Genomic DNA, 16,429 nt, shown 5'->3' on the forward strand with positions numbered 1-16,429 from the left:
GCGATAGTCAGCAACGCGATCCCGATCCCCAAGCACCCCGCCGCCAAAAACAACGGAATACCCAGCGGAATGCGATAGACAAACCCATCCAGCCATCCGTGCATTACCCACCAGGCGATAGGCGACGCGATCAGCATCGCAAGGAGAACAAGCCCAATAAAATCCCGGCATAAAAGAACGACTATCTGCCGGACACTGGCCCCCAGCACCTTTCGGATACTCACTTCCCGGGTGCGCTTCTCGACAGAGAACAACGCCACCCCAAACAGCCCCATACAGGAAATGAAGATCGTAACGATCATCGCGCTGCGCACCAACAGGGACATCTTCTGCTCATCGGCATACATATCCCGGATCGTTTCGTCCATAAAAGCATAGTTGAACTCCTGGCCGGGATAAATGCCTTTATAGACGCCCTGGATAGCGTCCAGCGCCTTCTTCATCCCCCCGGCATCCTTGCCTGCCACGGCAAGCCGGATACCCAACCAGGTCTCCGCCTCCGGTACATGCCCGATTATCACGGGACGGATAGGATCGTGGAAAGAAGCCGTATGATAGTCGGCCACCACACCCACGATCGGCACCGGGATCTTCCTATCATAATTGGCCATATAGAGGAAATGGCCAGGCGCCTTTTCCGGACTCCCAAAACCAAAAGCCCGGGCAGCCGTTTCAGTGATCAATATCTCCTGCAGGCTGTCCGTATGCCGGAGGTTCCGCCCCGCAACGATCCGCATATGATAAAAGGGGACAAAGGATTCGTCGCCGGTATTCATCTCGGTTGCTATCGCGGAATCTCCCGGCCGGGCAGCCCAGCCCGTGAACCTATGCCCCCATCCGACGGGCGCACCGCCTTCCCGCGTAACGGCCCCAACCATCGGCAGGCCGGCCAGTTTATTCTGCAAGACAGCCACCTTGCTGAGACTGTCCCGCCAATCGGTGTACAACGTAAGCACCGCATCTGTTTTAAATCCATAATCCGTATGCAGCAGATACTTCACCTGGTTGCCCACCACCAGCGTACAGACGATAAAGCCCAGCGAGATCGTAAATTGAAAGACGATCAACCCGCGCCGCAGGGTCCATGAAGAATTGCCCTGATGCTCCGTGGCACCCCGCAGGCTGATCACCGGCCGGTATCCCGACAACACCCGCGCGGGATAAAAGCCCGCCAGCAGCGTGGTGACCCCGATCATCGCAAGCAGGAACAGCACAAGAGGAACATCCGGCGCAAACCGCACTCCCTCCGGCACAAATTCATGAAAGACCTTCAGCACCGGCGCCACAAGCAGAACGGCCAGCACTACGGCAAACATTACCACCAACGCAGTCTCGATCAAAAATTGCAGCGTCAACCCCGCACGGCCGCCCCCCAGCACCTTTCGCACCCCCACCTCCCGGCTTCGCCGGATCGACTGCGCCGTCGACAGGTTGATAAAATTGATCACAGCCAGCAGCAGGATGAAAACGGCAAGGGCGCTCACCCCATAAAGCGTAGGTTTATGCGCCTTGCGTATCGGGTCATGACTATACCCCACAGAAAAATGAAGATCCGCCAGAGACAGCAGTTGCATTTCCGGCTTTGCAAAGGCAGGCATATTTGCCTTGGCAAGGGTCTGTATCTGCCCTCGCACCTGATCTGGGTTTGTCCCGGGCGATAGCCGGATAAAGGTCCAGATATCGGCTGCTCCCCGCCGGCCCCACCAGCTATTCGTCGAAAACCGATTCCTTAAACCCGTATGGTCGGCCGTAGACAGAGAAACAAATACGTTCGTGACAAGATCCGAACGCTCTTTCCAGTCCGCAACGACACCCGCTACGGAAAGAGAAAGCGTATCATCGAGGATCAATTTTCTGCCCATCATCCCGCCAAAAGGTATATTGCCGAAATACAGTCGCGCCCGGCTTGCCGATAGCACCACCTGGTAGGGATTCCGCAGGACGGCCGGATTTCCGGCCAGCCATTGATATTGAAAAACGGAGAAATAATCGGGGCCTGCCAGCAAGGCATCCGCCCAGGAATTCGTTTCCGGCGGCGCAAACTCCGCATAACCGGATTTGGTCCCCGGATCGGGAACCTTCAGCTGCGGACTCCAATCCGAGAAAAAACCGGTCACGGCTTCCAACCCGGAGACACTTGAGCGCAACGCACCCGGCAGCGCCGGCGTGACCCGGCTGGCATTGAACGTGTCAAGGTTGTCCCCGACACGGATCGTGCGACCTACCAGGTAGATCCGATCTCCGCCGGGATGAAACCGGTCGAAAGAAAATTCATACCGGACAACAAGGAATATGACAAGGCAGAAACAAAGTCCCAGGGCCAACCCGAGGACATTGATAAACGCAAATACCGGGTGGCGGACGAGATTCCTCCACGCCGTCTTCCAGAAAATTCTAAACATGAGGCAAGGTTTTCTGGAAGATACAAAGAAACCGCGATTCTACCCCTGGCTCAAAGCAACCTGTTTACCCCTGACTCAAGGCAACCTGCACCCCCCTTAACTCGGCCAGCCCACGCAGCCGGCCGATAGCACTGTACCCGGGGTAGGTCGTCGTCTTAAGATCATCCAGCATCTGGTGCCCATGATCGGGCCGCATAGGCAACGAGATACTTCTCTTCTCCTGCACCGCCAGCAGCTCACGAATGACGGCAACCATATCGACATCGCCGCCAAGATGATCGGCCTCGAAGAAATTCCCCTCCGCATCCCGCTTCGTACTCCGCAGATGGATAAAATGAATATGATCGCCCAGCCGGCGCACCATACCGGGCAGATCGTTATCAGCCCTTACCCCATAACTGCCCGTACAAAAACAAAGCCCATTGGCCGGCGACGGTGCACAGTCCAGCAGTTCCCGCGCATCCCGCTCAGTGCTGACGATCCGCGGCAATCCCAGTATCGGAAAGGGAGGATCATCGGGATGAATAGCCATCTTCAGCCCTTCCGCCTCCGCCACAGGCACTACCTGCCGCAGAAAATAAAATAAATGCTGTTTCAACTTCACGGCGTCGATCCCCTCATAAGTCTTCAACGCTTTCAGTATCTGCTCCTCCGTGAACCGTTCCTCACTACCCGGCAATCCAAGAAGCGTATTGCGATAGAGCGTTTCTTTCTCTGCCGCCGTCATCGTAGCCAACCGCTTCTCCGCGATCGTAATTTCAGCCGCCGTATAGTCCTTCTCCGCACCCGGTCTCTTCAACAAAAAGAGATCAAAGGCGATAAAAGCTGCCTTCTCAAAGCGTAAGGCCAGACTGCGATCGGGCATGGCATACGCGATGTCCGTGCGCATCCAATCTAATATCGGCATGAAATTATACGTCACTACCTCCAGCCCGCAGCTGGCCACATTGCGGAGGCTCTCCTGATAATTAGCGATATATTTTTGGTAGTCGCCGGTCTGCTTTTTGATGTCTTCATGAACAGGCAGGCTCTCGATCACCGTCCAGCGCATACCCGCATTCTCCACCTCTGTTTTACGCGTCCTGATCTCGGCCACCGGCCAAACCTCGCCGACAGGAATATGATGCAGGGCCGTCACCACCCCCGTACATCCTGCCTGACGAATATCCCACAAACTTACCGGATCGTTCGGACCATACCATCGCATGGTCTCTTCCATTAAAAACGGTCTTTTCATATTATCTCTTTTTCGGTCGCCAAAGATACACGCCGGAATCCTTTCCGCGTAATAAAGGCTCGAAAACGTTTGCGCCCCACACCATGCAACGCTCCTGCTCTTTCTACTTTACGTGGCCGGAAAATGCAGGCGCCGGCAACCCGTCTTTAAAAAGAATATCTCTGTTATACAAATTCGCACTCGCGGGATTGTCCGCCCACCCATACCGCACCGCCACCGGATGCGACACCTTCTCGCTCCAGACGACAACCGACTTCCCCTCGATGCTCGCCTGCGCAGTAACAAAATGCCCGTCCTCACCCGCAACGGTAAACCCCTTCAGCTCCCCGCCGCCCTTGACGCTAAGACCCGTATTCACCTCGGTAAAATTGAGATGCACCCGGTCGCCACGAACCTTCATCGAATGGAACAACGGCCCCGAAGAGATAAAATTCTTCTTCTCAAAAGCGATACTCTCCGCCGATAGAAGCAGCCGCTTGCTTATCTCCTCCCGGTTCTGTCCCGCCACATCCGCGACATCTCCACAATCGGCCGAGACGATCATCGCCGTGTTGGGCAAACTCATCGCCATCCGTTGCGCCTCCCGCAGGTCGGCCCAGGGACTTTCATCCGTCACCTCCTTCGCAGGACCATGCGCCGGGGCCTGGATATATAAGAACGGAAGACTGCCTTCGGCCCACCACCGGCGCCAGTCATTGATCAGCAAAGGCAACAGCGTGGTATATTCAGCCGCTTTTCCCAGATTGGCCTCACCCTGAAACCAGATGATCCCTCTCACCGTCTGACTGCACACGGGATAGATCATCCCGTTGAAAAGCCCGCCCGGTGCCATCGGATCGGCAGGCCCCGTGCCCTCTTTAAAGACACTGTCGGTATAACGGGCAGCCACAGCTGCATATTGCGGAACGACCCGCAGGCCATCCCTGCTAAGCCAGGCCTCCGCGGGCGCATCGGGTGCGCAGACATTGATAAGCCCGACAGGCACATGGTATTCGTCATACATCGCCCGGGCAAAGAAATAACCCAGGGCCGAAAAAGAAAGGACGGAAGCCGGTGTGGCAGACTCCCAGTGCACCCCGGACGGAGTGTTGTCACGCGGCGCCTTGAAATCGTACCGTAATGGAACAAGGAACTGCCGGATCGATGAGTTGTCGGCATGCGCGATAAGATCGGCATATTTTTCTTTCACGGTCGACATCGGCATCGCCATCCCCGTCTGCCCCGAAAGGACCCATACATCACCGACAAGGATATTCTTCAGCCAGATATGATTGATGCCGTTGATGTCCATCGTAAAGGGACCGCCCGCCTTCTTCGGCGACAGCTGAACCACCCATTTGCCGTTATCATCGGTAACGCCGCTGACCGTCTCGCCAACAAATTTCACCGTAACCCGCTCCCCCGGCGAAGCAAAACCCCAAACCCGCAGGGGCATGTCCCGTTGCAGGACCATCCCATCACTAACCAGCCGCGGAACCCGCACCTGCGCGATAACCGCCGATCCGGACAACAACAAAAATAAAGTCAACCATCGACCGGCCATCTTCCGGCCGGAGATTCGTCTTGCGCTCATGCGAAACCGATTTGGAACGCAATATCGGCTTTTTGTACAAAAACGTTTATTTGAAATCGACGACAGCCCGGTAAGCCTTCTTAGGCTGGAGATTCTCATCGAATAACAACGGATAGTTCTTCCTTCCCCTGTTGTTCAGCCAGCTGTACCTATCCGAGATATTCCAGAAAGTTATCCCCGTCAACTGCTGCCTGTATTTTCGGAAAACCTCGAACGCCATCTTATATTGCTCCAACTGCCTTTGTTCCATTTCCGCCGTAAAACCGGAATCCGCCCGACTATCGGTACTCCTCTCTATTTCTCCGCCCGCATGTCCGGCAAAAACGGAGACATCCAATTCGGTGATCTGGACCTGCAACCCCAGAGAAGAGAAAAGCCGGATGGAATTTTCCAGTTCCTCCCTCGTTGGGGTACTGATAGACCAGTGGGCCTGTAACCCGATACCATCGATCGGCACCCCTTTAGCCAGCATCCCTTTCAGCATTTGGTATATCTTATCCCGCTTGGCGGGAACCTCCGTGTTGTAATCATTATAGAACAGCAGTGCCGACGGGTCCGCAGCATGGGCATACTCGAATGCCTTTTCAATAAAGTCCTCGCCGCATATCTGGTACCATAACGATGGCCGCAGATAATGGCTGCTGTCATCCGCGATCGCTTCATTTACGACGTCCCAGGCGTAGATCTTCCCTTTATACCGGTTGACGACTGTCGTTATATGGTCCTTCAGCCGCTGCAATAGCTTTTCTTTGCTGACTGGATTTCCCGCCGGATCTTTGAACATCCAGCGGGGCGCCTGGTTGTGCCAACATAGATTATGTCCGCGCACCTTCAAATGATGACGCTGGGCAAACGCGACGATAGAGTCGGCATCGTCCCAATGGTAAAGATTCTCCTGGGGATGTATGGGCCCCATTTTCATCGCATTTTCCGGGGTTAGGCTATTGAATTGCTGCAGGATCAACCGCGCCTCGTCCCCTTTTAGATCCCTTGGGGCCACGGATACCCCAATGGGAAAATAATCTTTGTAATAATCCTTCAGCCCCACCCCTTCATTACCGGCCTGCGGGGTATACTTCAGAAAGCCGCTGGCCCAGGGTATGAAATATTTAAAATTCGGTGCATCCGTATGTCCGCCGTCGTGTTGTCGCCAGGCTAGCCTTCCATCCAGCATTCCCGTATTCACAGAAGGCATTTTTTCGCTCAGGTAATCATTGGGAACGCCAAGATCTTTTGCCCCTAACAGCTTAAACACCGTTCCCGCCGCCACGGTTGCCATATAGCTGCCTTCATGGTCCAGCCACTGCGCATCCCCCTTCTCAGGAATGCCATAGCTGATGAAGGTAAGCCGTGGCGCGCATAAGGCGATCAGATCGTGGGAATCCACGTCAGGATCGCAACCCGTCTTACTGCCAAAACTTGCCTCGGAAGCCCCGTATCTCATAAAGTTCCCCGCCATCCAGTAATATTCGCCCCCCGTCAGGCTTTCCACAGCCTCTCCAAAATTTCGCCGCAGCAATGTCGCTCCGCCCTTACCGGAAGACCCGATCAGTCCGGCCGCGAATCTCGGCTCGAAAGCCAGCGTAACCAGTGCGGCCTTACCATATCTCGATACACCTTCGATACCCACCTTCTTTGCATCCACCAAAGAATCCGTTTCCAGGTAATCCAGTCCGCGCGCGGCCCCCCACGCCCAGGCGCGGAGCGCTCCCCAGTCCTCGGGCTTGCGCGGCTGGCCCTTGTTCACCAAACCGATAATGCCCCTCGTTAGTCCCGCCCCGTTATCGGCCTGTATGCTGCTCGGCTCGATCGTAGCAGTTCCCCAGCCGGCGCGCAACAGTTCCCCCGTCGAAGGCTGGACAGGCACGGGGAACGATTGACGGCCAAACATCATCAGCACCGGCACAGGTCCCCGGACATCCACAGGCACGACCAGCACCATTTTGATGTCTACTTCGGTCAACGGATAATCACTGTTGTCCACATGACCCACCAACTCTTTGGCAATAACAGGCGTTATGCCCACGACCTCCCGGTGGGTAGCCTTTACTGTCCATGTCACCCGGGGAAGATGGGCAGGGATCCGGCCATACACTTCCCGTTCAAGATCAGCCGTAATCTCCGGCCGCCGCTGTTTCCACCACATGCCGGCAGTCGTTACTTTCTTTCCATTCTTCAGGGTCAGTAAGTCGGGAAGCCGGGGACAGGGATTAGCCTTCGCTTCCTCATAATTCGCATGGTTGGGAGCCTTGACATCACCGCTCGGCCCCGGCCGCAATTGGGTGATCCCAAGCTGTCGCATCATGTTATCATGGTCCTGCTGCGCCGTAAACGCTACAGGCTGCGGATACCGATTCCCATTTATCACGGTGTCCTGAGTCAATCCCTTTTGTACGAACGCCGTGACTACCAAACAGAAAAATATCTTTTTCACAGATCTCAGGTTTTAATATTGATAAAGCGTGACCCTCTGGATGCTATATTCATTCATCGGGATCCTTATATCCCTTCCCTGATTATTTTGGTCGCCATTCAGGCGACGGCCAGGTATCCATTTACCATTTTGGAATACACCTTCGTCCACCCTCAGAAGACCTGCTCTTTTCCCTGTCGTGGTCGAGGCAAACGTAACTACAACGCCTGTTCCGGCAACATAAAATTCATCGGGAGACACCGCGATGATCGTGCATCCGGTCAAAGGCCACGCACCATCTCTGGAACCCGGCGACCAGGGTAAGGTATAATCGTGTTTTACGATCAGCCGGTAATCACCCACGGTAACCGATTGGGACAAAGAATCCTTACTAAGCAGAAACCCACTTACCTTACCTAATGGTTGATATTTTACGATCAGCGGGCTTATTTGCCTTAGAATGGAATAGGCCTTGCCGATAGGTTCGCTTTCCGGATGCTCCGCCGACTCGATTGAAAAAGGAGAAAAGGATAAACAGTTATAATGCCCGAAAACAAAAAAAGCCTTTGCATCGTCATCCTTTTCAAAACGAATTTCGGGAATGAATAAGGCATCGCCTGACCGGCTGTAGAGATCGCACCAATGCTGAAGATCAGGAAAATAAATATCCGGGGCCAGTAGGTCGATGCCGGGCGCACCGGCCTTCCAAATATCTCTCAAATGCGGCACCGGCCCTCCGCTCGGATATTGACCGGGATTCCAACCCGGCCGGTTCAAAGCAGCATTTACATACATCGGAAGATCATAAACGGCTTTCCCCGCGGTAGCAATTTCGTTTACATATTTCGCAAAGCTCCATGCCATGAAATACTCATCCGTCGCCACGCCTTTCCCAAAAACATCCTCCCAGTCGCCGTTGTTCTTATTCTTCCGCAGATAACGTAGTAGTTGCTCAGGAACAGGCTGGCTGAATGCCGCATTGGCTGCGGGATCGTAAGAGCGGGCACTTCCAAGCATGCCAATTTCATTTTCCACCTGAACGGCTATGACAATATTCTGCCGGCCGTCAATTTGCCTGACATGCTGCATCAGGGTGACGAAGGCCTTTTTATCAGCTTCCAGATTATCCCGATTGAAAGGGGTTAATATTTCCTGCTGGACGCCGTCTTTATTCAATGCCCTGGGAAATCTTTTTATATCGGTTTTTACCCATTCCGGCACGTAACAGGACATACTGTTCTTCCAGGAGCCGAACCAAAGCAACACCAACTTCATGTTATTTAGCCGGGCATTTTTGATCAGGCTGTCTACAAGTGAAAGATCAAATTTTCCTTCGTTTGGTTCCATCAACTCCCAATAAACCGGCGCAATTACCGTATTCAGGTTCATCTGCTTCAGCTTTGGCCAAACAGGTCTCATATACTCATTGCTCGAGGCGCTTGAGTTGCCTAACTCTCCGCCCAGGATCAGATAAGGTGTATTGTCTACCAGCAATTGAGTGGAATTGCCTGCCTTCACCAATCTGGGCATAGACGATGTTTGCGCACTAAGTCTTAGTATACAAAAAAGACCCGCAACGGTAAGGAATAAAGTTTTCAATGTTCTTATGCTTTTGTAACAGTTATTGTGCTTCAAAAGGCGAGGCCGGCAAACCGTCTTTATTGTACAGGTTGGGTTCAACAGGATCATCCGCCCATGCATATCGCACATACTTCGGATCCTTTATGGTATCGCTCCATACCACGACTCTATCCCCTTCGATCTTCGCCCTGGCCCAAACAAATTTCTTATCGGCGCCCGCGACGGCAAACTCCTGTGGTTCTTCTCCGTCACTAGTCATCAATCCGCCGCCGGTATGCGCAAAGGAGAGGGTGACCTTACCGCTTGAAAACTCCGCTGACCGGAAAATGGGCCCCGAGTAAACAACATCTTCTCCATAAGCGATCTTCTCCGCGACCAATGCCAGCCTGTCCCCTACTGGCTTTTTCCTGTCAGGGTGAATGTCGTTCCATTCCCCGAGGTCGATAGCCACCGCCATGCCCGTATTAGGCACCGATAAGGATTGCAGCTGTGCCTCCCTCAATTCTGCCCAACCACTTTCGGCCGGCAGATAGTTATAATCGCCGAAGCCCGGAAGCTGCACATACAGAAACGGGATATCTCCTTCTTTCCATTGGCTGCGCCAGTCTTCGATCATCGCCGGCTGCAATTTTGCATATTCGGCAGCATGACTGGTATTGGCTTCTCCCTGATACCAGACAAATCCTTTGATCGCATAAGGAATAAGCGGCGCGATCATGGCATTGTATAAAGCCGTCGGCGCATTTTGCGCGGAGAAACCGAAGCCTCCATCCGTTTCCCGGCGAGGTACGAAGACTTCGCCAACCTTATATTCCCAGTACCCTTTCAGGTCGATGGTATCGTTTCCGGCCATCAGGCAATAAGGCTTATCCGGGACGAAGCCCCCTTTTCCGAAACTATTGGTAACGCGTACGACGAATAGATTCTTTCCCGGCCTCAGCAGACCGGTAGGAAGAGCATATCTCCTTTGCGGGTATTCGTAAGTTGTGTTGCCCACCTCCTTTCCATTGATGTACAGCGCATCGGCATTGACGATCCTCCCCAAAAAGACTTTTGCGGGCTTGCCGGTCATGGACACCGGCACATCGATCTCCCTCCGGTACCAAACCACCCCGTCAAGGTTCCTTAATCCCTGGTCTTCCCAAAAGCCGGGAACACCGATCGGCCGCCATCCTTTCGGAATATAACCAGGACTGTACCAGGGATCAGGCCCCGCCAACCCTTTATCCACCAGCCTTGGCCTATTGGCCTGGTCCGCCAGCCTTCTACGGCCAGGATCGCTGATATAGGCCGTGTCTTTATTCTTTTCAATTGTTTTTACCAGGGCAGGCAAACGGCTCAAACCTGCTTCGCTTGTCCACGCCTCGATAGGCGTCCCGCCTACGCTCGCATTGATGATCCCTATCGGCACATGATATTTCTCATACAGGTCCTTTGCGAAAAAATAAGCCACCGCGGAAAAATCCAGCACGTCCTCAGGATTGGCGCACTTCCAATAGCCCGTCGGCAGATCATCCTTCGGACCTTGCAGATCGGTGGCGGTCGGCACCCAGAACTGTCTGATCGCAGGGTAATGTGCGCCGGCGATCTCATCCGGATACCGTACGCTGTGCAATTTCATCTGATGCACCATATTGGACTGGCCGGAACAAAGCCAGACATCACCGATCAGTACGTCATGCAAGACTATTTTATTCTTCCCGCTGATCTCCAGGGTATAAGGACCACCTGCCTTCATCGCCGGCAGCCGTAGCACCCACCTCCCGTCCCGTCCGGCGACCGACCGATAGGTTTGCCCGTTGAACCTTAGGTTTACACGCTCCCCTTTCGCCGCCCAACCCCAGACAGGTATTTTCATCCCCCGTTGTAAAACCATACTGTCCCTCACAAGACGGGGCAACCTTATCTGGGCGCGGACCGGCAGCCAAGCCGCAAAGCAGGTAAACAGAAGAAAAGCGCCTGCAAAGCGCTTTTCCTTGAATATTCGCAATTTCATGATATTAATCTACAACATCTTGTCTCAATAACCCGGATTTTGATACGCCGCTTTCACCGCTGCGCTCACCTGCATGGCATCCAATTGCCCCTGCGGGATAGGCCGCAACCAAAGATTAGGCGTAATGGTGCGCGTAAACGTTTGCGGGGTATGGTTCCCATAGGCAGCACCACAGATCTGGTACGTGGTGGACAGGTTGGCCCACTGCTGCGTCCGGATCAGGTCATACCACCGGTATCCTTCCCCATAATATTCGCGGGACCGTTCGGCCAGCAGATAGTTGATGTCGATCGTCGGTGGCGTAGCCGCGACCATCGCCGCACTGTGGTCTGCCACCTGGGCAGCGTTGGCGGCATTGCTGAACTTCCACTTCCCGGCCCGGGCACGGAGGACATTGATCAGACCATAGGCCGTACCGTCATTGACATAGGCGCCCGTGACCGCCGTTGGGGTAGCCCCCTCCACCGCCGCCTCCGCCGCAATAAAGAACAACTCCGAGAATTTAGCAATATTCCAGGGCCGGGTACTTGCCGCGTTCGGATTTCCCAACCCCGTTCCATTATCCGTCCGGTACGCACTGATCTTCCAAAGCCCGGGATATACAATTCTGCTGATCCCTTGCGGGCTCACCACAAAATCTGCCCGGCCCGGCAGGACACCGGCTCCAATACTGCTTTTATATACCGAGTTGGTATAATCGATGGTCCCGGCAGATTCGTCATTCAGGAAGCTGAGGACAGCGTCTCCCTCATTAACGGGCATGTAGTTGGCATTATACACCGGACCCGCAACTCCGGCTTCTTTGATGTTCGCCCGGTACACCGTCTGAAAGGTACCATCATAACGCGAATCATTGGTCTTGTCGGAGAAGGTTTGGGTTACGGCGCCAATCGTGGGCGTCATCCGGATGTACGGCCGGCCATAACCCTGTACCGAGGCGCGCTGGACAGAATTCACATTTTTCCACGATCCGCTGGTGCTGCTGCTCGTCAACACCGGGTAATTCCAGGTCTGCATCCAGCAGGAGAAATTATCGGGCGCACCGCCATTGCTATAGGTAAGGCTGGCCGCATTGTATTGCTGGCTGTTTTGCGTATGGTCGGCATAAAGCATGATCTCGTTGTTACGGTCATTTGATCCCACGTTCAGGTCGTAAAAGGTGGGCTGCAAACCATAAGACCCCGGATTCTGGATCGCACTGACGGCAGTAGTATAAGCCTGCTGGAAATAATAATTGGCGTCATGCCCGGCCGGATCCGTGCGACCGGAATCCGGAAAGGTAGGAATACTATTGGGATTCTTCAGCCACCAGGCATAGGTCAGATAAGCCTTGGCCAGAAAAAGCTGGGCCACCGGTTTGGTAACAGTACCCGTCAGGCGGGCCGTCATCGGCAGATTGCTCACCGCCGCCTGCAGATCCGGAAAGATACATTGGGTGTACACGGTCTGCACGCTATTGCGTACGGACGTGGGGGTCGGCTTCGTATTGAATTGCAAATTGCCTGCACCCAGGTCCAATGGCACGCCGCCAAAGGTCTGCACCAGCAAAAAATAATCGAAAGCCCGAAAGAAGTTCGCCTCCGACGTCAACGCGACATTCACGCCCGCCTTGGAGCCGGATTGGATAACCCCACTGGCCGTATTGATATTGGTGAAGCAGGTATTCCAGATCACATCGGCGCGGCTCGTAGTGGCATTGATAACGCCCTGCCCGGTCATATCCATGACCAAAAAGTTCGCATCGGCGCTCTGGCCGTAAGTCGACTCATCCGTACCGACCTCAAGGGTATTATAATAATAGCCTTGCCCATAAATGTATCGCAGATGGGCATACATTTCCGTCAATCCCCCTACTACGCCGGTCTGGGTGTTGAAAAAATCAGGCGTATAGTTGCTGCGGGGTTGCTCCTGCAGGACCTTCTTGCATCCCCCAAGGAACAATACCCCGATGACGGCCCCTAATAAAATACTGTTGATATATAGGCGTTTCATTATTGAAGAAATTTAAAAGGTTATATTAAGACCGACTAAAAAGCTGCGCGTGGCTGGCGTATTGAACCCCTGAACAAGCAGACGATGCGTATACTGCGTCGTCACTGCCTGATACTGGTCGCCGTAAGAATTGGTCTCAGGATCCAACCCCGTTTCGCGATGGTATGGCGAAAGCGTCACAAACGGATTTTGTGCGGTGACATAAAGCCTTGCCTGGGGGATGCCGAATTGTCTTAACCACTTGGCAAAATTATATCCCAGGGTAATGGAACGTACCTTCACATACGATCCGCTGAAATAGCCAAGCGTAGAGGCATACTGCGGGTTGTCTCCGCTCATCTGACCCCCCGGCTTGGGATATTTGGCATTGATATTTGTTGGAGTCCAGTAATCCACCTGGATGTTGTTCCTCCGGCCGCTCATCAGGTTGAGATAGCCTGACGGTCCATACACCGTGCTTATCAGGATACCGCCACTCTGGAAGATGCCCACGGCCGACAGATCGAATCCTTTGTAGGCAACGCGCGTATTAAAGCCCCCGATAAAATTCGGATCGGCATTCAACACCTGCCGGTCATCCGGGCTGATCGCCCTCGTGGGCGTACCATTGGAACCGGTAGGGCCTGTATACAATACCTTGACCTCTCCTACATTCCCTCCAGGTTGCAGAATATTCTCGTGACCACTGGCGCTATCAGCCGATGTTTTCCATAACCCTATTTTCTTGTAGTCATAGATCACATTGATGGGCTTCCCCACGAACCACCAGTTGGTCTGGTCGGCCGTTACACCTGTGTTAAGACGCGTGATCTTGTTCCGGTTGAAAGACATGTTGACTCCGGCATCCCAGGTCCAGCCGCTATTGGTCTTCAGGATGGTTCCATCAAGCGAGAATTCTATCCCCTTATTCTGGGTATTCCCCACATTGGCCACATAGCTGTTTACGCCGGACGTGGGCGGCAGCGTCACGCTCTGCAACAGACCATTGGTCTTCGTGATATAATATTCGACAGTACCCGACAGACGGTTGTCCAGCAGGGCAAAGTCTATCCCATAGTTCCAGGTCTTGGAATACTCCCAACTCAGCGAGGCATTGGGCAATTGGGAAACATAATACCCCGTCGCATAGGTGGAAGCTCCGAAATTATAAGGATTGGTACTTAAAACCCCGAGCGTGGAATAAGGCACTACCGCCTGGTTCGAAGTTTCTCCGTAACCAACCCGCAGCTTCAGCAGATTGATGAGGGAGATACCTCGCATAAACGATTCATTGGCTACGTTCCATCCGGCGGAAACGGCCGGATACGTATGCCATTGATGTCCCGGCGCCAGCACCGAGGCGCCATCCGAACGAATGGTAGCCGAGATCAGGTAGCGGTTGTCATAAGAATACATCAACCGGCCCATCCAGGACTTCAAACCTCTCTCCGAGTAATACTGATTGGCCGGTAGAACATCGATCTCCTGGCCGGCGGTACCGATGTTGTAATATTGGAGCGCATCCGCGGGAACGCCTATCCCGCTGATATTCGAGCTGCTTATCTGAGTCCGCTCCGTAGAATACAAGGCCATCGCATTGAACTGGTGCTTGCCGATGCTGCGGTCATACGTCAGCAGGTTTTCGATGGTCCAGTCGGTACCCGTCGAGTCACCGCTGGAAGCAGTGGAAGGCGCGGTAGGATTATTGCTGTTGACCCCCACTGCAGTATAACTGCCTTTGTTGATCTGGTAAAGGTTCAGCCCCACATTGACCCGGTAAGCCAGCCCCGGTACACCGGGTATCTGCAATTCCCCATAAACGGAATTGTACGTGGCATAGCCTTTTTGCTGGCTGAGGTAGTTATCCTTCAGGCTGTCCAAAACCTTTTTAGTGCTAACCCACTGCTGATCCAGGGGCATCGCGACGACATATTTTATGGACCCATCCGCTTTATACGGACTGGCCAGGGGCGAATTGGACAAGGTATTGTACAAGCCCACCTGAGAGCCCTGCGTATAATTGTAATTGTTGTTCGTGGTAAAGCCCAGCCGCAAGTATTTACCCACACGCTGATCGACGGCGCCGTGCAGCGAATAACGCTTGTAGGACTGCGTGGGAATTACTCCGTCGTTCTCATAGTAAGAAGCGCCATAGCTGTAGCTGCCTCTTTTTGTACCGGCAGAAACACTGATGTCTTCGTTGGTCACCTTCCCCGTCTGGTACAGCAAATTCTGCCAGTTGGTGTTGGTGTTCAGCGATTCGTCCGTTCCCAACTGGATAGAACCATCCTGGTTCTTGTACAAACCGGCGGCTTTCCGCAGAGCGGCAAACTGCGGACCGTTCATCATGGGAAAAGGCGAGAAGACTTTGCTCACGCCATAGTAGCTGTTAAGGGCTATTCGCGGGTCCTGGCCGGAGGTCCCCTTGTAGGTCGTGATCAGAATAACGCCATTAGCGCCGCGGGAACCGTAAATGGCCGTTGCCGATGCATCTTTCAGGACATCGAGGCTCTTAACGTTGTTCATATCTATATCGGCAATGTTACCGGGAAAGGGAAGCCCGTCAAGCACGACCAATGGATCGTTTGTCGCCGTTAGCGAACGCGTACCACGGATGCGGATCTGCATGGTAGCGCCCGGCTGCGAAGAGGTCTGCGAGATCGCGACCCCCGGCAGACGCCCCTGCAACGCAGCGGATATATTTGGAGTCGGTACTTCCCGCAAATTATTCCCACTTATGGAAGCGACGGATCCTGTGACGGCTTCCTTCCGCTGAGTACCATAACCGATCACCACCACATCTCCAAGGACAGCGTTCTCCCGCAAAAGCGTCACAGCCAGATTGGTCTGTCCTTTATATACAACCCTTGTCGACTGGTAACCCACAAAAGAGATTTGCAGCGTCTGTCCCTTCACCGCCCTGAGGGAAAAATTACCGTCCTTGTCGGCGGAAGTACCCTTTCCGCTCTTTACATTTAAGATGGATGCTCCACTGACGGGATTTCCGCTTGAATCGACCACCTTCCCGTTCACAACTTCGCCGACGTCCTGTGCAAACAGCGACGATGACGAAAACAGGCTCACAGCAATCATTAGTATGCCCGAAACAACGGCGTTTCGTAATGTGAATTTTCGCATATATAGTTTGGTTTTTTTTACAATCGATGCATAATTACCGGGGATAGCAACGGAAATGATAGAAGACGCCAAATAAGAGTGGGAAATGCGTCCGATAACCATCGGAACCGCCTGGAGA

The 16,429-nt window shown here is 53.6% G+C and carries 8 protein-coding genes; all 8 read right to left on the bottom strand.

The window, feature by feature from the left end; all coding sequences use genetic code 11:
• Nucleotides 1–2,402, bottom strand: a 2,402-nt coding sequence (locus VGM48_RS07735) for an ABC transporter permease (protein WP_331577720.1), incomplete at its 3' end; no start/stop codon positions are given.
• A gap of 64 nt (nt 2,403–2,466) precedes the next feature.
• Nucleotides 2,467–3,639, bottom strand: a complete 1,173-nt coding sequence (gene uxuA, locus VGM48_RS07740; protein WP_331577722.1) for a mannonate dehydratase — start codon at nt 3,637–3,639, stop codon at nt 2,467–2,469.
• Nucleotides 3,640–3,742: 103 nt separating this feature from the next.
• The gene (locus VGM48_RS07745) at nt 3,743–5,212 is read right to left on the bottom strand and encodes a sialate O-acetylesterase (protein WP_331577724.1); all 1,470 of its coding nucleotides are present in this window, start codon (nt 5,210–5,212) and stop codon (nt 3,743–3,745) included.
• A gap of 46 nt (nt 5,213–5,258) precedes the next feature.
• A complete protein-coding gene (locus tag VGM48_RS07750) occupies nt 5,259–7,646 on the bottom strand; it encodes an endo-1,4-beta-xylanase (RefSeq protein WP_331577726.1) in 2,388 nt (795 codons plus the stop codon).
• 12 nt (nt 7,647–7,658) lie between these two features.
• Nucleotides 7,659–9,155 (bottom strand): DUF5597 domain-containing protein, encoded by a 1,497-nt coding sequence (locus VGM48_RS07755; protein WP_331577728.1) that lies wholly within the window; start codon nt 9,153–9,155, stop codon nt 7,659–7,661.
• 91 nt (nt 9,156–9,246) lie between these two features.
• The gene (locus tag VGM48_RS07760) at nt 9,247–11,064 is read right to left on the bottom strand and encodes a sialate O-acetylesterase (protein ID WP_331577730.1); all 1,818 of its coding nucleotides are present in this window, start codon (nt 11,062–11,064) and stop codon (nt 9,247–9,249) included.
• A gap of 162 nt (nt 11,065–11,226) precedes the next feature.
• Nucleotides 11,227–13,194 carry a RagB/SusD family nutrient uptake outer membrane protein gene (locus VGM48_RS07765; RefSeq protein ID WP_331577732.1) on the bottom strand — a complete coding sequence of 656 codons (1,968 nt, stop codon included), beginning with the start codon at nt 13,192–13,194 and terminating at the stop codon, nt 11,227–11,229.
• A gap of 12 nt (nt 13,195–13,206) precedes the next feature.
• The gene (locus VGM48_RS07770) at nt 13,207–16,311 is read right to left on the bottom strand and encodes a TonB-dependent receptor (protein ID WP_331577734.1); all 3,105 of its coding nucleotides are present in this window, start codon (nt 16,309–16,311) and stop codon (nt 13,207–13,209) included.
• Nucleotides 16,312–16,429 lie beyond the last annotated feature (118 nt).

This window comes from Puia sp. (assembly GCF_036500295.1).
Taxonomy (GTDB): Bacteria; Bacteroidota; Bacteroidia; order Chitinophagales; family Chitinophagaceae; genus Puia.

Coding starts and splice junctions, on each gene's coding strand:
- VGM48_RS07765 (WP_331577732.1), bottom strand. CDS start 13,194: ATGAAACGCCTATATATCAACAGTATTTTATTAGGGGCCGTCATCGGG.
- VGM48_RS07755 (WP_331577728.1), bottom strand. CDS start 9,155: ATGCCCAGATTGGTGAAGGCAGGCAATTCCACTCAATTGCTGGTAGAC.
- uxuA (WP_331577722.1), bottom strand. CDS start 3,639: ATGAAAAGACCGTTTTTAATGGAAGAGACCATGCGATGGTATGGTCCG.
- VGM48_RS07745 (WP_331577724.1), bottom strand. CDS start 5,212: ATGAGCGCAAGACGAATCTCCGGCCGGAAGATGGCCGGTCGATGGTTG.
- VGM48_RS07760 (WP_331577730.1), bottom strand. CDS start 11,064: ATGAAAATACCTGTCTGGGGTTGGGCGGCGAAAGGGGAGCGTGTAAAC.
- VGM48_RS07770 (WP_331577734.1), bottom strand. CDS start 16,311: ATGCGAAAATTCACATTACGAAACGCCGTTGTTTCGGGCATACTAATG.